The sequence below is a fragment of the Tenacibaculum sp. 190130A14a genome (genome assembly GCF_964048965.1).
Lineage (GTDB): Bacteria > Bacteroidota > Bacteroidia > Flavobacteriales > Flavobacteriaceae > Polaribacter > Polaribacter polynesiense.
Genome location: NZ_OZ040189.1, coordinates 2020353 through 2039531, shown reverse-complemented (window position 1 = coordinate 2039531; position 19179 = coordinate 2020353). Strand labels below are relative to the sequence as shown.

The window sequence follows — 19179 nt, the reverse complement described above, 5'->3', positions numbered from 1 at the left end:
TTATATTTGCTGAAAATAAAAAATGTTATGGAAAATGTATTGATTGAAGAGCAATTGGTATGCTCTTTTTGTAAAAAAGAAATTGAAAAAGAAGTAATTTTTTGTTCGCACTGCGGACACCCTGAAAATGGAACAGAGAAACAAAGAGCACAGTTTTTTGCTAAAAGAGCTATGCAAAAGAATAAAAACATTGATGCTGGAGAAAAAATTAAATCTGCTCGAAATACTTTATTTGTTCTCTGTGGTTTAATAATTTTGTTTGGTCTCTTTTCATATTCAAGTAATAGTAGTTTACTGGAATTGGGACTTAATTTTTTTGTAGGTTTTATTTACCTAGTACTTGCTTTTTGGTCGGAAAAAAAACCTTTTATAGCATTACTCATAGGTTTATTTCTATACATTACTTTGGTTGGTGTTTCTGCCATAATTGATCCTTTAACTTTAATAAGGGGTGTTATTTGGAAAGTAGTTATAATTTCTTACCTAGGAAAAGGATTATACTCAGCATATGAAATGAAAAAACAATCTTAAATTTACTTTCAGTGGTAACATGTAATTATTGCAACCAAGTTTATCAATCTAATGTTAATTTTTGCTCTAATTGTGGTAAAAAAATTGAAATTAATCATAAAAAGAGAGTATCGTTAGATGTCATCATTGCTTTTTATGTTTCTATCCTCGTATATATAGGTGTTTCATACTATATTCTTGATGCTTATCCAGACAATTTTAGTGCTGAGATTATAACTGAAAGTTTATTTGCTTTTTTGGTACTTGGATTTAGTGCTTCTAATTTTAAAGATTTAGTAAAATTATACAAACTTCCAAAAATTAATATTTGGATGATTGTATTTGTACTCCTCACCTTTGCAAATGCTTTTGTGGTTAACTATTTTGTCTCCTTAGTTAATGGAGTCGTTGATCCAGAAAATTTATCAGAAAGCTATTATGAGTATTATATTTTTCTTGATCACCCATTAATATGGTCTATTTTTTTTATAGCCATTTTACCTCCTATTTTTGAAGAGCTCGCCTTTAGAGGATTTTTGTTTAATGCTTTAAACAAACTTACTTCAGTAAAAACTACGATTATAGCAACTTCATTTTTATTCGCTTTAATTCATTTATCAGTAGTATCCATTTTATGGATATTTCCTTTTGGTATATTCTTAGGGTATTTAAGATGGAAATATAATTCATTATGGATTCCTATGTTGATTCATTTTATCCATAATTTTACAGTACTAATGATTGATTATTATTCGTATACACCTATTTAAAAAACAAAACCGCTATAATACTATAGCGGTCTCTTTAAATAGTTTTTCAGTGAGTAATAATTTTGATTAAATTCCTAAACCTTTATATACTTTTTTCCTTGTTATTTTCCCATTTGAGTTTTGAAGTTTAATAATATTTAATCCCTTAGATAAATGTTTAATCACACCTTCTTCATTAATTTCTTCTGAATTAAGGGTTTTGATCATATATCCTTCAGAAAAACTATTTCTAAATTTTGCTATCACACCTTTTGTGTAATCTCCCTTTGTGGGGATGTTACAATTCTTTTTTTCTGAAGTCGAGAGTTGCATAATTTTAACCGCAGTATAAAATGGATGCTTGTTGGGTGTTTCATATTTAGAGTAAAAGCTTTGTCTATTGTTTACTTGTGAATTACTACATGGAACGAATTGATAATCAAAACCTTTTTGAAAAACTACTTCACTGGCTTTGTTCGATATAGAGACTCCCAAAAAGTCGGGTTCATAGCTTCCTTTATAGGGGTAATACAGGCTTTCTATCGTATTTAAAGTGCTTTTTAACACCTTACTTGTACCTAATAGGAGTCTCATTCGTTGTACTTGTCCTTCAGTAAAATATGCATTCTCTAATGATCTACAGGGTAATGTAGCTGAACTCATGAAATTATTTGCTGGAACTTTTGTTAATCCCATTCCACATTTACTATTTCCACTCTTACCACTATATGTGCTACAGTCAGAGGATACTTCATCTGCTGTAAAAGGTACAGAAGCTGGAGTATCTTCAACTCCATCGTTTCTTTGAACTGTTTCACATATACTGGAATTCCATTTGTAATGTGTATGCTGTAACGAAAAATTGTGACCAATTTCATGAACTAAACTAGAAGTTAGCAAGTAATCATCATCCATAATAGTTGTTATACCTACCCTAGTAGCAGCACCAGATATCTTTTGCTCATCACTTGGATGCGTAGCTAGTTCTTTTACTATAAAAACATTTAAACTATTTTCTTCAAAAACTTTTTTCTCTTTAGAATATGTTATTAAATGTTGAAACGTACTTGTTCCACCCAAATACACTTTTAAAAAATTATCATTGTAGAGATAGTTAAATCCCTGAAGTTTAAAATAGATTCTGTGCTGATTAAATGCGTTATTTAGAATAGCAACAGCATCTAAAATATGTTCTTCACTTACTTTATGTTCGGTTTTATTCTCTCCTTCTTCAAGAACATGAAAATATATATTTACTACTATATTATCAGTATTCCTAAAGGAAGAGTCTCGAGCATTATAACTATCAATGCTTAAATCATTTTGCGAATTCCTAATGCATTGTAAAGGAACTACATTATGTTCCTCAAGATAACTCTCAACTTCACTTAAGTCAATTTTTTGACCAGTAACTAGGTTGTTAAGATTGGTTTGTGAAATTGTAACATGTGTGATAAGGGAAAAAAACAAGGCTGCGAGCTTTGTTATTTTTTTCATTTTAGATTAAGTTAAAAATTAAGCTATAGACACATAATTCTCAATCTAATTTCTGTGGACGCCTGGGGGACTTCTAAACAAAAATTACATTAAAATTAATTTACATCGATGTAATAAAAACGTATTACATCGTATTATCAATTGAATTTCAATTCGTTGCAACGATTAAATATACTAATTTTTAACTATGTTTTAAAAACGTTCATCGAAAAAAACGACACAAAAAAAACCGCTACATTAATGCAGCGGTTCAAAATTTATAATGTTGGAAAATTATTTTCCTTCCATTTTTCTTTTTAATTCAGCTAATCCACCGATATCTCCTAAAGTAGTTTTCTCTACTTCTTGAGCTTTCTTAGCAGCAGCTTGTACATTTCTCTTTTCTTCTTCTTTAAAGATAGAAGTATGAGAAACAACGATTCTACGGTATTCTTTGCTAAACTCTGTTACAACGAATTGTACAGTATCTCCTTTAGCTAATTTACCTCCGTCTTCTTTTTCTAAGAAACGAGTTGGTGCAAAAGCTTCTACTCCATCAGCAAAAGCAACAGTTGCTCCTTTATCGTTCTTTTCTTTAATAGTACCTTCGTGAGTTGATCCGATAGCATATGTAGCTTCATGAGCATCCCAAGGGTTATCTTGAGTTTGCTTGTGACCTAAGTTTAACTTACGGTTTTCAACATCTAATTCTAATACTTGAACTTCTAACTTATCACCTACAGTTACGAAATCTGATGGGTGCTTAATTTTCTTAGTCCAAGATAAATCAGAAATATAAACTAATCCGTCGATACCTTCTTCTAACTCTACGAATACACCAAAGTTAGTGTAGTTACGTACAGTACCTTCGTGCTTAGAACCTACTGGGTATTTAGTAGTAATATCAGTCCATGGATCTGGATGTAATTGCTTCATACCTAAAGACATCTTTCGCTCTTCGCGATCTAATGTTAAGATTTGAGCTTCTACTTCGTCTCCTACTTTTACGAAATCTTGAGCAGAACGTAAGTGAGTAGACCAAGACATTTCAGATACGTGGATTAATCCTTCAACACCTTCAGCAACTTCTACAAATGCACCGTAATCAGCTAAAACAACTACTTTACCTTTTACGTTATCTCCTACTTTTAAGTCTGAGCTTAACGCTTCCCATGGGTGAGCAGATAATTGCTTTAATCCTAATTGGATTCTTGATTTGTTATCATCAAAGTCTAAGATTACAACGTTTAATTTTTGATCTAATTCAACAACTTCGTTCGGGTGGTTGATACGAGACCAAGATAAATCAGTAATGTGAATTAATCCGTCAACACCTCCTAAGTCAACAAATACACCATAAGAAGTTACATTCTTAACAACTCCTTCTAATACTTGTCCTTTTTCTAATTGACCGATAATTTCACGTTTTTGATCTTCTAAATCAGCTTCGATTAATGCTTTATGAGATACTACTACGTTCTTAAATTCGTGGTTAATCTTAACAACCTTGAATTCCATAGTCTTCTCTACGTATTGATCGTAATCACGGATAGGCTTCACATCAATTTGAGAACCTGGTAAGAATGCTTCAATACCAAATACATCAACGATCATACCTCCACGAGTTCTACACTTAACAAAACCATTAACGATTTCTCCAGTTTCGTGAGCGTTGTTCACACGATCCCAAGCTTTGATTACACGTGCTTTTTTGTGAGATAATACTAATTGACCAGTGCTATCTTCTCTTTTGTCAACTAATACCTCTACAGTATCTCCAACAGCTAAGTTAGGATTGTAACGGAATTCGTTTAAAGAAATAACTCCTTCTGACTTAGAGTTGATATCAATAATCGCATCTCTATCAGTAATTCTTGTTACTAAACCTTCGATAACATCACGCTCGTTTACGAAACCTACAGTTCCTTCTAACGCTTTTTCGAATTCTTTTAATTTAGCTTCATCAACTTCATCAATACCTTCTTCGTATTTGTGCCAATTAAATGTTGCTAAAAATTCTGCTGGATTTACAGCTTCTGCTGTGTTTTTTGTTTCTTCAGACATGTCTGAAAATAATTTTGTATCTTTTTGTTAATCAGATTTTTAACGATATTAACGCAAAGAGAAATTAAACTTAAAATAAATATAATTCTAAACCTTTTTAAATCTGTTCTCGTAAAAAGGCGTGCAAATTTACGGATTATTAATGAGTTAACCTAAAAAATAACATCAAAAAACTAGGTAACAAGAAGTTAACTTATTTACACTTTCGGAGTAAAATGGATAACGAAGGTACTTTGAGGTGATTTTTCATACTCTAAAACTCCTTTTAATTGATCTGTTAAAATATAAATTAATTGCAATCCTAAAGATTTAGATGCTTTTAAGTTAAAACCTTCTGGTAACCCTTCTCCACTATCTTTATAAATCAACTTAAATACTTCTTCTTCTTTCACAATATTTAAAGAGAGTTTATTTACTTCGGTTCTACTAAAGGCATATTTGTATGAATTAGTGATTAACTCATTTATTATTAACCCTAGATTAAAGGTAGTTTCCGCATCAAAAATTAAATCATTGGGAATATCAACTAATTTCTCTACAATCAATTCTTTTTCTCTAATCGTCTCTTCTACAAACTCAATTAATTGACTGATATATTCTTTTATTCTAACATCCTTTAACGATTCATTACCATATAATTTCTCATGAACTAGTGACATAGATTGTATTCTACTTTGACTATCTGATAAAGCATTGATAATATTTTCATCATCATACTCTCTTTTTTGCATTGCCAAAACTCCAGAAATCATTTGCATATTATTTCTAATTCGATGATGTATCTCTTTGATAAGAGACTTAATTTTAAACAGGTTTTGTTCTAGCTCATCATTCTTAGATACCACTATAACATTTACTTCTTGAAGCTTTTTATTCAATGATTCATTTTTTAAATATTGATACAATGCTAAGAAAATCAATATACATAGAATACCATACCATAAATAAGATATTTGATAAAGAGTATGATTTACAACTGGTTGTACTTTATAAGCACTACCTATTTTTAGTTTCAGTCCGAAAAGATCAATTGTTGAATATATGAAAGCCTTATCTTCAACTTCAAAATTCTTATAATATTCTTTATCCTTTATTTTATTGTAAATTGGAGATCCGTTATAATAAGCCTCTCTGGTTAAATCATTTGCTCCATTGACTAAAAACTTATGTACATATAAATCCTCATTATGATTTTCATAAAAATAATCCAGTAAATATTTTACATTTATAATAGGAGTTACATATCCTAAAACTTCATTTTTATTATTTCTTGCTGAAAAATTGAATGGAAATCCAGCCCAACCTTCTCTCAAATTTATTGGAGTAAACAATTTAATTTCTTTTGAATTCATTAAATCATTCAACTCTTTGATTCTTTTTTCATCTCTAATATTTTTAACAGAAATACCTTTCAGGTTAGAAGGATCTATCCCTTGAGGTGTGATTACGTATTTAAAAACATGTGCTGTATCAATATAATTGATTAATAATGAATCATTAAATCGTATTTCTTTAAGAAAATCACTCAAATAATTTTGCAATTGTTTTTCAGAAGGAAACTCTCGTGTATTTTTCGTAAAACTTTTAAATGAAGATACCAAAGAAGCGTAAACTTCAATTCCTGCTTTTGCTCGTATAATAGCATTTGTATGAGCTTTATTTAGCTGTCTGTTAACCTTTTGTTTTTCTAATTCGTTATAATCATTTAATAAAAGAAACAACAAAAATGCTCCAACGAGTAAAATTATAAACGTTGTGATGTAGTATTTTAAAACCCTCAACACTAAAAATTTTTAGTAATAAACTTCGGTAATAGTAGTATAGGAATAAACGTAAGTTTGTTAAGAGTACAAAGTAACTAAATAGATTTTATTTCAACCTTATATAAATTGTTAAAAACCTCGAAAATTGGGTCAGCTTCTTTTTTACGAACAGAAATTGTGTATTCACAATCCAATTCTAATTTTTGATTTAAGATCGTTATACTTCGCTCTTTTATAATACGCTGTACTTTGTTCATCATATCATAACCAAACTTTAGCTTGTAATGAACGTCAATTGTTTTTTCAATAATATCAGACGCTTCCAAAGCCAATTGCGCAGAACTACGATATGCATTTATCAGCCCTCCTACTCCAAGTTTCGTTCCACCAAAGTAACGAACTGAAACAATCAAAACATTCGTAACATCAAACGCTTGTATTTGACCATAGATTGGCTGTCCAGCTGAATTACTTGGTTCTCCATCATCATTGGCTCTAAATCTAATTTCTTCCGTACCTAATTGCCATGCATAACAATGATGTCTTGCCGTATGATGTAACTTTCGTAATTCTTCTAATCGTTCTTTTATATCTTCTTCAGAATTTACAGGAAAAGCATATCCAAAAAACTTACTATTACGATCTTTGAATAGTGTTTCTTCTGAAGGTTTAGTTATTGTTTTGTATGTATCTTTAATCTCATTCATTACGCCGAAGCTACTAATAAAATACTAATTATGGCCAATCCTATTCCTACCCAATTCTTTTTGATTAACCTTTCCTTAAAAAAAGCTAGTGCAAAAACCGTAGTTAAAACAACTATAGAAACGTTATTGATAGTAAAAAGCGTCGAGCTTTCCATTCCCTCAGTTTGTAAAGCTTTGATCAAAAGCTCCATTGAATAGTAATTGGGAATTCCTAAAACGATTCCTCCTACTATATTTTTCCAATGAAACTGAATCTTATTATTAAAAATTTGCACTAACACAATCATACACCCTATAATAAATGCGCAACCAAAAATAGTTGCCAAAAACATAGGCACTGCACCATCAGACACATAAGTAGTTTCTACATATTTCAATCCTGCATCTATACAACCAGAACCTACAAATAACAACAATGGTAATAATAAGTTTTTAAACTTTACTGGACTTGTATCACTCTTTGCAGATGATAAATACACGGCTACAAGTGCTAATAAAATCCCTAACAACTTAACAATACCAATACCCTCATTATAGGCTATAACTCCAACAATAATTGGAATAACCACCGACATTTTTCCTGCTACAGAAGCTACCGATAATCCGTTCTTTTGAGCGGTTAACCCCATGACATTAAAAACAGAAATAAACAGGATACCTAAACAAAATGCTCCAAAAAACCAAGGTTGATTTGGTACTTCGCTTATTGAAAGTGAAATATCTGAATTGAAAAAACCAAAGGATAAAGCAATGGCGTAATTAACCACTATTGCTTGAAGTGTATTTATTTTAAATACATCAAACAATTTAAATATTACAAAAAGTAAACTAGAAACTAGTATACTTAAAACTAAATAAATCACCCTACAAACTCTTTTCTACTTAATAAATTAACTACATCTTCCTTTTCTGGATCATTATTCCATACATGAATACCTAATTCACTAGCTGCTGCCGTATTTTCAGCTGTATCGTCAATAAAGATAGTTTCAGAAGCTTCTAAGTTATTTTCATTTAAAACAAATTCAAATATATCTGCATTAGGTTTACGCATTTTTATTTCATGAGATAAATAAAATTGCTCGAAACAACTTTTAAACTCATTATATAATTCCATTCCCCAATCATTTTGAATCCATGAAATATGCAATTCATTGGTATTACTTAACAAGAAAAGTCTGTATTTCTTACTTGTTGCTAATTCTTTAATAAAAGCTAGTCTTCTCAAAGGAAAGTCTAACAAAATTGCATTCCAAGCATCAATCAAATTCTCTTTCGAAATTTGAAATTTATCATGAAAGAAACCAACAAACTCGTCAGTAGAGATTAATCCCATTTCATATTGATAATACTGTTGCATCATTTCATCTGTAACTTCTGTCACTCCTAATTTTGCAAGTTCTTTATAAGTTGCTTGTTTGTCTAAATTGATGAATACATCACCATAATCAAAAATGATATTCTTAATCATTCCTATATATTTTTAAAATATCCTTATCTATCTTTTCTTCGGAAGTAGCTCCTACATTTAATAATGGCGCTTTAACTCCGTTTTTAAACTTACTATTTCCTACAAACACGCGTGCTTCATCCCACAAATTAGCATTGATAAAACTTTGTAGTGTTTGTGCTCCTCCTTCAATAATAACTGATTGAATTTTATGCTTTTGAAGCATTTCAATTATTTGTTGTACTATCTCCTTTTCAAAATCAATTTGCTCATAACAAATCCCTTCACTATCCTCTTTACTCTTTTCTGTAAGAACAATAGTCTTCACTTTACCATCTAAAACAGTAGCCGTATTTGGTATTCTTAAACTTTTATCAATTACTACTCGTATAGGATTAAGACCGGACCAACTTCTTACAGTTAAAGACGGATTATCTGCTATAACCGTATTTGTTCCTACTAAAATCGCATGCTCTTCTGCTCTCCATTTATGTACTAATTGTTGAGAATATTCATTAGATATCCACACCGGTTTTTGTGCTTCTTTTTCTAAAGGAGCTACATAACCATCTTTAGTTTCTGCCCATTTTAGTATAATATATGGACGCTTTTTATTTTGAACAGTAAAAAAACGCTTATGATGCTCAAAACATTTTTCTTCCAAAACCCCAACAATTACCTCACATCCAGCCTTCTTTAATCGCTCGATCCCTTTTCCTGCTACTAAACTATTGGTATCTACACAACCAATCACTACTCTTTTGAGTTGTTTTTCAACAATTAAATCTGCACAAGGAGGTGTTTTTCCAAAATGAGAACAAGGTTCAAGAGTTACGTATATAGTTGCTTCCTTAAGTAAGGATTCGTTTTTTACAGAACTTATGGCATTTACTTCTGCATGTGGTCCTCCATATGGATTTGTATATCCTTCACCTATAATGACATCATTATGAACAATCACTGCACCAACAGAAGGATTTGGTCTTGTAGTTCCAATTCCTTTCTTAGCAAGCTCTAAACAACGTTGTATGTATTTTTCGTGCTTCAAAAACTAGAATTTAATTTTAATATCTTCTGTTTTGTCTACAGGATATACATGCGAAAATCCGAGTACTTTGTAGCGCAAATCTCCTTTAAACTGAACTTTTATACTTTGATTTATCAAGGAATTTAGCAAACCACCTAAGATCCCATTTTTATTATTCTGAAATACTTCCTTAGTTGGAATCACTACTTGCAACGGAATTGCAAATTCTTTTCTGGCTGGCACTTTAAATTCTTCCGAAGAAACTCTCGCTAATTCTGCACCATTTACAATTACTTTTATAAAATCTGTTGAAATTTTACCTCCAATGTCATTTGGATTTTCGAAAAAAGCATTGGCCGATAGCTTAATAGTATCAGAAACGATAGACAATAACTTTACATCATCTACCTTTATAAAAACAGGCTTTTGTTTTACAGAACAATTCCATAAAAACACTGCCGTAAAAAAATACAATAACTTCTTCATTTAAATTCTCGTTTTTTGGTAATTTGCTCCTGCAAAAGTAGCACATTCCTATGACAACATCCGACTTTATAATCAGAGAAATAGAACAAAAAGATAATTTACAGCTTGCCAAGCTTATTCGTGAAGTTTTAGTTGAATTGGGAGTCCCTAAAGTAGGAACTGCCTATGAAGACAAAGCAACTGATGAAATGTTTGAAACCTATCAAAAAGAAAAAGCTGGTTACTTTGTTATTGAACATCAAGGTACAATTGTAGGAGGAGCTGGATATTCTCAATTGGATAATTACGAAGGGAACGTATGCGAATTTCAAAAAATGTACTTCTCTCCTACCATTAGAGGAAAGGGCTTGGGAAGTAAATTAATTGATTTTTGTTTAGAAAAAGCAAAGAAAGATGGATTTGATCAATGCTATTTAGAAACCATGCCTTATATGGAAGCAGCAAGAGCTTTATATAAGAAAAACGGCTTTGTAAACCTTGACAAACCTATGGGAAATACCGGACATTATTCTTGTAATGTATGGATGTTGAAAGAGCTACAATAAGCAGAAATCGCTATGAAAACACTTTTATTACTAATATTTAGCCCTAAAAAAGGCGCTTTAAATTTTCAGAATAGATTTAGAGATGATCTATATAAAGAAGGAATGTTTTTGGCTTTTCTCTATGGAATAGTACATGCCTTGAGGCCACTAGAAATTTTTAATAATCAAGATCATTTAATGTTTCCAAGAGCACTCGGAAAAATTTGGGAGATTTGTTTATATCTACTAACATTTATGGTGTTAAGTTTTATAATTTATAAAATAGGGCAATTCTTTAAGGGAAACGCAAATTATAAGGAAACGTTTGCTTTATTAATGTACACGTATTTTCCTATATTTTGCTGTGGATTATTTTTGGATTTTTTAAATAACCCCTATTTATACAATTTTGAATTCAATACAAATCTTTTTAAAGCTTCTATTTTTATTCTAAGTTGGTTATTATCAATTAGAGCATTATTAATAGGAATTAAAAAGATTTATGATTTAAACCTTAAAAAAGCATTTATTACCATTCTGCCAATATTAATTCCTTTATTAGGAGTAGTTACAATGTCCATATATTTGCATGAATTATATTTTTAAGATATTATCAATTGAGCACACTTAAATCGTACAAAACCTACTTTACAGAACAATTATCTGTTGTTTTTCCACAAACAGAAATAGATACCTTCTTCTTGTTTTTAATTGAAGAATATTTAGGATTGCAAAGAATCGATTTGGTCATGCAACCAAATTTCGAAATCCCCTCTGAAAAAGAAATAATTTTAAACGAGGCTTTAAGTAGACTTCAGAAAGAAGAACCTATTCAATATATCATTGGAAAAACAGAGTTTTACGGATTTCCTTTTAAGGTTAATAGAAACACCTTAATTCCAAGACCAGAAACCGAAGAATTAGTCGATTGGATTTTAAACGAAACTACTCAAGATGGTAGATTGAAAATTTTAGATATAGGTACAGGTACTGGGTGTATTCCAATTAGTATCAGCAAAAACTTAACAAATGCCAAGGTTAGCGCTATTGATGTTTCAGAAGAAGCTTTAAAAACTGCCAAAGAAAACGCATTGCTGAATCAGGTAGTAATTGACTTATTACACGATGATATTTTAACAACAAATTCTTTGCCTAAAACATATGACATCATTGTTTCGAATCCGCCCTATGTAAGAAACTTAGAAAAAGAGGAAATTAAAAACAATGTTCTAGAGAATGAACCTCATTTAGCTTTGTTTGTGGACAATCATAATCCCTTAATTTTTTATAAAAAGATAGCAGATTTAGCAAAAAAGCATTTAACAAAAGATGGATTGTTATTCTTTGAAATTAATCAATATTTAGGAAAAGAAACAGTGGCAATGTTAGAAAACAAAGGGTTTACAAATATTGAGCTACGCAAAGATATCTTTGGAAATGATCGTATGATTAAAGCTAGTTTGTTATAGATAGCATAGTTTGCTTTAACCTTTTTATCAATTCATAAATTTCTTCTTCATTATAACTTGCAAAGCCAATTCGCATGGCATTGTGATGTGTTTCTGCCATATCATAACGCATATAATCTCCAATAGCTATTTGATACTCCTTTCCTACCTCTTGTACTTTCTTCCAAGAGTATTTGTTATTTAAGGTAACCCAAATGGCCATTCCTCCTTTAGGAATCTCAAAACTAAAGTAATCACCCAATTCATCTTTCAACAGCTTACAAAATAAATCACGACGCTGTTGATATACTTTCATTACTTTTCTAATATGCCTATCTAAATCACCAGACTTAACAAAATCGGCAAAAGTCAATTCTAGCAAGGCATCTCCTTGCCTATCTACATAACCTCTTAGCTTTGCCGCTTCATCAACAAAATCTTTAGAAGCAATTAAATATCCTATTCTAAAAACAGGAGCCACCGTTTTACAAACAGATCCTACATAAATAACATTTCCTCCACTATCATGGCTCGCTAAAGGCAATATAGGTGCATGATTGTAATTAAAATCGTAATCATAATCGTCTTCAATAATGGCGAAATTATAGGTTCTTGACAATTGTAATAAATGAATTCGTCTTTGAGCTGATAAGGTAACCGTTGTAGGATGATGATGATGAGAAGTTACATAAACAGCTCTAATGGTTTCTTTTTGACATATACGTTCTAGATCATCCGTTATCAGTCCGCATTGATCTACGCGAACTCTTTTAAGTATAGCTCCAGTATTCATGAAGGTTAAATCAGCAGAAGCATAATTAGTTTCTCCTACGACAATAACATCCTTTAGTTTTAATAACAATTGAGAAGAAAGCCACATCCCCATCTGACTTCCTCGCGTAATTAATATATTTTCCTTGGCTGTTTTTAAACCTCTTGATTGATTAAGATAATTTGCTAAAACTGCTCTCAAAGTATCATTTCCATAGGTAGAGCCATAATCTAAATGATGATACGTACTTTTTCGAGAAGTTATTCTTCTGTATGTCCTTGCAATTTCATCTAATGGAGTTAACCTACCATCTGAAGTTCCATCATTCAAGTACATAACTCCCTCTTTCTTTTGAGTTAATTTATGTTCTAAAACAGAACTCGCATAAAAAGAAAACCCAGAAGTAACCTGAGAAGATTCATAAGCAGTATCTACAAAGTCTTGCCGTTGAATTACAGGCAGATCAGTATTTACAAAAGTCCCTTTTTTAGGAACACTCTCTACCCATCCCTGTAGAGCAAGCTCTTCATAGCTTGCAACTACCGTTTTTCTATGAATTTCTAGAACTTCTGCTAATTGTCGTGTACCAATAAGTTTGGTTCCTGTAGCCAATCTACCATCTCGTATTAAGTTGATAAACTGATTTGATAGCTGCAAATACAAAGGTTCTTTTAGCTTTTTATCTAACGATATGGAAGTTTTATACGGAAACATCTGGACTATTTATTATTTTAATTCTGGACGAATAGAATAGTCCATAAAAATACTACATTTGAAACATAAAACTTCTAAAAATGACCAAAAAAGACCTACAAGCAAGCGAATACAACGAGTACTATGGAAATTATATCAATCTAGTAGCTGCCGACACCGAACTAGTTGCTGGATTTGAAAAAGATGAAAAATATGTTATTGACTTCTTTTCGAATGTTCCAGAAAACAAATTATTACATCGATATCAAGAAGGAAAATGGACAATCAAAGAAATTTTGCAGCATATTATAGATACAGAACGTATTTTCATGTACCGTTTCTTTAGAATTGCTAGAAACGATCAGTCTCCATTAATGGGGTTTGAACAAAACGATTATATAGAGCCTTCAGAAGCTAACAATAAATCATTAGAAGCGCTGTTAACGGAGTTTAAATTAACACGCCAATACTCTTTAAACCTCATTGCCAGCATTCCAGAAGAACATCTGATAAATATGGGAACCGCAAGTAATGCAGCAGTATCAGCAAGAGCTTGTGCATATATATTATTAGGTCATAGTATGTGGCATATCAATATTATTAACGAACGCTATTTATAATGCTAGCGCTAAGACCAAATTGTGAACACTGTGGTATCGATTTACCCAATACTTCAACCGAAGCAATGATATGCTCTTTTGAATGTACTTATTGCAAAACCTGTGCTTTAGAAGTATTTGAAAATATATGTCCGAGTTGTACAGGTAATTTTGTTCCAAGGCCTATAAGACCCCAGCAATATGTTCAAAAATACCCTGCTTCTACGAAAAGGGTCTATGATCCTAAAAATTTAGAAGAGAAAAGAGAATTAATTAATAGGTTTAAAAATATTCCCCCAGAAACGAGATAACAACATGATAACCATAAAACAAGCTTCTACAAGCCATACAGAAACACTTGCGCTCTTAGGTAGAATTACCTATTCAGAATCTCATGGGCATTATATAAACAATGCCGAAGATTTATTTAACTATAACAATGAAGCCTTTTCCATAAAAAAGACACATAAGGAAATAGCAAGTGAAGAAAACATTTATTGGATTGCCTATGTAAATAACTTCCCTGTTGGTTATGCTAAATTGATTTTAAATCAAGTTAATGAACATATTACCGATCAAAATGTATGTAGACTAGAAAGAATCTATGTTTTGGAAGAGTTTTTAGGAAAAAAAGTAGGATTTCAATTATATGAAACAGTCTTTAACAAAGCCAAAGAACTAGAGTTTAACCAGCTATGGCTTACAACATATATCAAAAATCAAAAAGCCATGAGGTTTTATGAGAAACTCGATTTCAAAAAAGTAGGTGATTATACTTTTTGGGTCAACGGAAAAGCTTTCGAAAACTTTATTTACGCAAAGGAACTCTAACCTTAATAAAAAAACAATGCAAGAATACTCAAAATCAAAATTAAACAGAATTAAAAGAGGTCAAAATAGAGCTACCTATGATATTGAAAGAATCAATACTATCTTAGATGCTGGATTTATTGGCTTTGTTAGCTATACCTATGAAGGAAAAGCTATTTCTTTGCCTATGGCCTATGGAAGAAAAGACAACAAAATATACTTACACAGTTCACAAGCAAACAGAATGCTTTTAGCACTTTTAGAAGCAGGTGAAATGAGTATGACCGTGATGCATTTAGATGCTCTAGTTCTAGCTCGTTCAGGGTTACATCACTCTGTTAACTACCGCTCTGCTACCGTATTTGGAACTGTAAAGAAAATAGAAAATGACCAGGGAAAATCAGATGCTTTAGAATGCTTTATGGAACATATGATGCAAGGAAGATGGAATGAAATTAGACCTATGCATCCACATGAATTGGACAGAACCTTAGTAGTAGAAATGACTATTGAATCGGCTTCTGCCAAAGTAAGAGATGTTGGGGTAAATGATGAGCCTGAAGATGAAAGCTTACCTATTTGGGCAGGTTTAGTTCCTCTTAAACAAGTAGCACAGCACCCTATTTCTGACGATAAACTTCCTGAAAATATTGCTATTCCAACACATGTAATGAATTACTATCAAGCAAATCAATAATCAATAATTTTTGTAGTAAATTGGGGCTATGAAAAAATACGATGTTGTTATACTCACTAGCAAAAGTTATTTAACTATAAAAGAGGGTGATAACTATATTCAGAATGTAATAGACGAAGACAATTATGTACTTCAATCATTAGAAAAACAAGGTTTAAAAGTTATTCGCTTGTCTTGGGACGATACTAGTTTCGATTGGAGCAGTACAAAATTCATATTATTTAGAACTACATGGGATTATTCCGAACGCTTTTCAGAATTTTCTAAATGGTTAGAAAAAGTAAGTCAACAAGCCATTTTATTAAACTCTGAAGCCATTATTCGATGGAACCTTGACAAACACTACTTACTCGATTTACAAAAAAATGGAGTACATATATGTGAATCTTATTTTATTGAAAAAGGAGCCTCAAAAACCCTTGAAGAACTTTCTACTCAATACAATTTACAAGAATTTGTAGTCAAACCATGCATCTCAGCAGGTTCTAGACATACCTATAAAATCAATTCAGAAAATATAGCAGCACATGAAGCTATATTTTCTGAGTTAATTTCTCAAGAAGCCATGATTATGCAACCCTTTCAATACAACATTGTTGAAAAAGGAGAAGTATCTTATATGGTTATGAATGGTAAATTTACTCATGCGGTATTGAAAAAAGCAAAATCTGGTGATTTTAGAGTACAAGACGATTTTGGTGGTTCTGTTCATGAGTACACTCCTACTCAACAAGAAATAACCTTTGCCGAAAAAGTAGTACAAGCATGCTTTGAGTCCCCTATTTACGCTCGTGTAGATGCTTTTATAGACAACAATAACCAATTGGCGCTTGCAGAGCTAGAATTGGTAGAACCTGAATTGTGGTTTAGAAATTACCCTAAAGCAGCAGATGAATTGGCTATCGGAATTAAAGAATTGACTCAGATATAAATGAAAAAACTATTTAAATTTTTAGGAATCTTATTGCTATTGATAATTATAGTAATTGGAGCGGTTTATTTTATCAACAATGAAAAATTACCTGAAGGAAAACAGGGAGCTGAAGCAGATGCACTTGCTACTAAAATGCTTACTGCATTAAACTTTGAAAACTATAAAAATACCGAAGTTTTAGAATGGTCCTTTAGAGGAGCCCACCATTATAAATGGGTAAAAAGCGAAAATATGGTTATTGTAAAGTGGGATGATAAAGAAGTACATTTATTCTTAAATCAACCTGATAACAATAAACTGTATACTACAGACAAACAACTTGTAAAAAATCCAGACGCTAACGTATTTAAAAAAGCGCAAGACTTCTTTAACAATGATTCTTTTTGGTTAGTTGCACCTTTTAAAGTGTTCGATCCAGGTACAGAAAGAAGAATTGTACAGCACAATGGTAAAGACGCCTTATTAATCACTTATACTTCTGGTGGTACAACTCCTGGAGATTCTTATTTATGGATTCTAGATGATAATTTCAAACCTGTTTCTTACAAAATGTGGACACAAATTATTCCTATTGGCGGAATAGAAGCTACATGGGATCAATGGACCAAAACAGAGGCTGGAATTGAACTACCAACACAACATACGCTTTCCTTGTTTGGATTATCAATAGACATGGGGGATGTAAAAGCAATGAACACAAAAGCAGATATCGTTGCCAATCGTATTTTAAAAGCCATCAATCATGAGGCGTATAAAAACACGCGTTTTTTAGAATGGAGCTTTGGAGGAAGACGTTCTTATAAATGGGATAAAACCAAGCATATTGTAGATGTTTCTTGGGATTCTATTCGTGTGAACTTACATCCAAACAACTTAAATAAAAGTACCGTTTTTGTTCATGAACAACCATTAGAAAAAGCAGATACGAGTTTAGTAAATAGAGCAGAAAGATTGTTTAATAATGATTCTTTTTGGCTAGTTGCTCCGCATAAACTATTTGAACCAGGTATTCTTCGATCTATTAAAATGGTGGATAATAAAGAAGCATTATTGGTGAAGTATACCGTTGGAGGAACCACTCCAGGTGATTCTTATTTATGGATATTAGATGAAAACAATATTCCAAAAAGTTATAAAATGTACGTGCCAAGTATGAAAATGGAAGGAGTACCAGCAACTTGGCAAGATTGGATTACCACAGAAAGTGGAACTTTATTACCTACTAATCATGTATTTGAAAATGGAGGTAACTTAAGTATGGGAATTGTAAAAGGATATAATTAAGCGTTGAATAAAGAAATACTACATAGAGAGGTACAAGAGTTCATCAATTCTAACCTAAAATCAGATATAAATAAGCTCATCCTTAAAGGAAGTCCTTTTACGAACATTTCTATTCAAGAATTGGCTAACCAAATTATAGCCAAGCAAAAGTCTGAGAAAAAGCTTCCTACATGGTTTGAAGCAGCACCTATATACTATCCTCCTAAATTAAGTATAGAGCAAACCTCTTCAGAATTGACGGCAGCATATAAAGCAAAATTGGTATCAGGGAATTCTATCATAGATATTACTGGAGGTTTCGGTATTGATGCTTACTATTTTTCTAAACAGTTTAAAGAAGTAACACATTGTGAAATTAATAAAGAACTTTCTACCATTGTTACTTATAACTATGAGCAACTAAAAGCTAATCATATTACAACAGTTGCTAAAAATGGGTTGGAATATTTAGAAGAAACTTCACAGCAATACGATTGTATTTATATTGATCCTTCTAGAAGAGATGATGTAAAAGGGAAAGTTTTTTTATTAAAAGATTGCTTACCTAATGTTCCAGAAAATATTGATTTTTTATTTAGTAAATCAAATACCATACTTATCAAGAACTCCCCTGTTTTAGACATAAAAGGCACTATAGACGAACTTCGTTTTGTTAAAGAAATCCATATTGTAGGAGTTAAAAATGAAGTAAAAGAGCTATTATTTTTATTAGAAAAGGGATATGAAGGAGTGATACACATTAAAACGATCAACCTTCAAAAGGAAAAAGATCAAATATTTGATTTTGATTTTCAAGAAGAAGCAACTGCCTCCTATTCCCTACCCTTACAGTATTTATACGAGCCGAATACCGCTATTTTAAAATCAGGTGGATTTAATCAAGTAGCCCAACAACTCCAAATAGCTAAGCTTCACCAGCATTCACATTTATACACTTCTAATGAATATATAGATTTTCCTGGAAGAAGCTTTAGCATTAAAAAAGTAATCCCTTTCGATAAAAAGCAATTAAAAAAAGAGATTCCAAATTTAAAAGCAAATATTACCACGAGAAACTTTCCAATATCTGTTGCAGAAATTAGAAAGAAAACCAAATTAAAAGAAGGTGGTAATTTGTATCTCTTTTTCACCACCAATTTAGAAAATAAACATATCATAATTATATGTGAAAAGTGCTTTTAATTGG

The 19179-nt window shown here is 31.5% G+C and carries 21 protein-coding genes; 12 read left to right on the top strand and 9 right to left on the bottom strand.

Annotated features, from left to right (window positions below; genetic code table 11):
- Positions 1 to 27: 27 nt before the first annotated feature.
- Both ABNT22_RS09755 and ABNT22_RS09750 read left to right on the top strand, forming a co-directional pair.
- Entirely contained in the window at positions 28 to 531 is a 504-nt protein-coding gene (locus ABNT22_RS09755) for a hypothetical protein (RefSeq protein WP_348717133.1), read from the top strand.
- A gap of 11 nt (positions 532 to 542) precedes the next feature.
- On the top strand, positions 543 to 1280 hold the full coding sequence (locus tag ABNT22_RS09750) for a type II CAAX prenyl endopeptidase Rce1 family protein (RefSeq protein WP_348717135.1): 738 nt from the start codon (positions 543 to 545) through the stop codon (positions 1278 to 1280).
- 66 nt (positions 1281 to 1346) lie between these two features.
- Here the strand turns inward: ABNT22_RS09750 and ABNT22_RS09745 are convergent, their stop codons facing one another.
- The 8 genes from ABNT22_RS09745 to ABNT22_RS09710 form a co-directional block, all read right to left on the bottom strand.
- Positions 1347 to 2756, bottom strand: a complete 1410-nt coding sequence (locus ABNT22_RS09745) for a M43 family zinc metalloprotease (RefSeq protein WP_348717137.1) — start codon at positions 2754 to 2756, stop codon at positions 1347 to 1349.
- A 273-nt stretch (positions 2757 to 3029) separates the two neighbouring features.
- Positions 3030 to 4799 carry a 30S ribosomal protein S1 gene (rpsA, locus tag ABNT22_RS09740; protein ID WP_299104595.1) on the bottom strand — a complete coding sequence of 590 codons (1770 nt, stop codon included), beginning with the start codon at positions 4797 to 4799 and terminating at the stop codon, positions 3030 to 3032.
- 197 nt (positions 4800 to 4996) lie between these two features.
- Entirely contained in the window at positions 4997 to 6580 is a 1584-nt protein-coding gene (locus ABNT22_RS09735) for a sensor histidine kinase (protein ID WP_348717139.1), read from the bottom strand.
- A gap of 77 nt (positions 6581 to 6657) precedes the next feature.
- Complete coding sequence (locus ABNT22_RS09730; RefSeq protein ID WP_348717141.1) at positions 6658 to 7269, bottom strand: YigZ family protein; 612 nt, start codon at positions 7267 to 7269, stop codon at positions 6658 to 6660.
- Positions 7269 to 8075, bottom strand: a complete 807-nt coding sequence (locus ABNT22_RS09725; protein WP_348717143.1) for an EamA/RhaT family transporter — start codon at positions 8073 to 8075, stop codon at positions 7269 to 7271. The genes ABNT22_RS09730 and ABNT22_RS09725 overlap by 1 nt, the downstream gene beginning before the upstream one ends.
- 53 nt (positions 8076 to 8128) lie before the next feature.
- Positions 8129 to 8740 carry an HAD family phosphatase gene (locus ABNT22_RS09720; RefSeq protein ID WP_348717145.1) on the bottom strand — a complete coding sequence of 204 codons (612 nt, stop codon included), beginning with the start codon at positions 8738 to 8740 and terminating at the stop codon, positions 8129 to 8131.
- Entirely contained in the window at positions 8733 to 9767 is a 1035-nt protein-coding gene (ribD, locus tag ABNT22_RS09715; RefSeq protein ID WP_348717147.1) for a bifunctional diaminohydroxyphosphoribosylaminopyrimidine deaminase/5-amino-6-(5-phosphoribosylamino)uracil reductase RibD, read from the bottom strand. Before ribD ends, ABNT22_RS09720 begins: the two co-directional genes overlap by 8 nt.
- Before the next feature lie 3 nt (positions 9768 to 9770).
- Complete coding sequence (locus tag ABNT22_RS09710) at positions 9771 to 10232, bottom strand: LEA type 2 family protein (protein WP_348717149.1); 462 nt, start codon at positions 10230 to 10232, stop codon at positions 9771 to 9773.
- 50 nt (positions 10233 to 10282) lie between these two features.
- Here ABNT22_RS09710 and ABNT22_RS09705 point away from each other — a divergent pair, with 50 nt between their 5' ends.
- Genes ABNT22_RS09705 through prmC form a run of 3 tightly spaced genes read left to right on the top strand, consistent with a single transcriptional unit; the run spans position 10283 to position 12225 of the window.
- Positions 10283 to 10777, top strand: coding sequence for a GNAT family N-acetyltransferase (locus tag ABNT22_RS09705; protein WP_348717151.1), 495 nt, complete (start codon positions 10283 to 10285; stop codon positions 10775 to 10777).
- Between the two features lie 12 nt (positions 10778 to 10789).
- Complete coding sequence (locus tag ABNT22_RS09700) at positions 10790 to 11362, top strand: Yip1 family protein (protein ID WP_348717153.1); 573 nt, start codon at positions 10790 to 10792, stop codon at positions 11360 to 11362.
- A gap of 11 nt (positions 11363 to 11373) precedes the next feature.
- Positions 11374 to 12225, top strand: coding sequence for a peptide chain release factor N(5)-glutamine methyltransferase (prmC, locus tag ABNT22_RS09695; RefSeq protein ID WP_348717155.1), 852 nt, complete (start codon positions 11374 to 11376; stop codon positions 12223 to 12225).
- On the opposite strand, the gene ABNT22_RS09690 is transcribed toward prmC, so the two are convergent.
- Complete coding sequence (locus ABNT22_RS09690; RefSeq protein WP_348717157.1) at positions 12212 to 13690, bottom strand: PLP-dependent aminotransferase family protein; 1479 nt, start codon at positions 13688 to 13690, stop codon at positions 12212 to 12214. The two genes, prmC and ABNT22_RS09690, sit on opposite strands and share 14 nt — an antisense overlap.
- An 80-nt stretch (positions 13691 to 13770) precedes the next feature.
- On the opposite strand from ABNT22_RS09690, the gene ABNT22_RS09685 reads away from it, so the two are divergent.
- The 7 genes from ABNT22_RS09685 to ABNT22_RS09655 are packed head-to-tail and all read left to right on the top strand — an operon-like array spanning position 13771 to position 19175.
- Positions 13771 to 14289, top strand: a complete 519-nt coding sequence (locus ABNT22_RS09685; protein ID WP_348717159.1) for a DinB family protein — start codon at positions 13771 to 13773, stop codon at positions 14287 to 14289.
- The gene (locus tag ABNT22_RS09680) at positions 14289 to 14579 is read left to right on the top strand and encodes a DUF1272 domain-containing protein (RefSeq protein ID WP_348717160.1); all 291 of its coding nucleotides are present in this window, start codon (positions 14289 to 14291) and stop codon (positions 14577 to 14579) included. The genes ABNT22_RS09685 and ABNT22_RS09680 overlap by 1 nt, the downstream gene beginning before the upstream one ends.
- Positions 14580 to 14583: 4 nt before the next feature.
- Positions 14584 to 15099, top strand: a complete 516-nt coding sequence (locus ABNT22_RS09675) for a GNAT family N-acetyltransferase (RefSeq protein ID WP_348717162.1) — start codon at positions 14584 to 14586, stop codon at positions 15097 to 15099.
- A 16-nt stretch (positions 15100 to 15115) separates the two neighbouring features.
- The gene (locus ABNT22_RS09670; RefSeq protein WP_348717164.1) at positions 15116 to 15775 is read left to right on the top strand and encodes a pyridoxamine 5'-phosphate oxidase family protein; all 660 of its coding nucleotides are present in this window, start codon (positions 15116 to 15118) and stop codon (positions 15773 to 15775) included.
- A gap of 28 nt (positions 15776 to 15803) precedes the next feature.
- Complete coding sequence (locus tag ABNT22_RS09665; protein WP_348717168.1) at positions 15804 to 16706, top strand: hypothetical protein; 903 nt, start codon at positions 15804 to 15806, stop codon at positions 16704 to 16706.
- A complete protein-coding gene (locus ABNT22_RS09660) occupies positions 16707 to 17993 on the top strand; it encodes a hypothetical protein (protein ID WP_348717170.1) in 1287 nt (428 codons plus the stop codon).
- 3 nt (positions 17994 to 17996) lie between these two features.
- A complete protein-coding gene (locus tag ABNT22_RS09655; protein ID WP_348717172.1) occupies positions 17997 to 19175 on the top strand; it encodes a THUMP-like domain-containing protein in 1179 nt (392 codons plus the stop codon).
- Positions 19176 to 19179 lie beyond the last annotated feature (4 nt).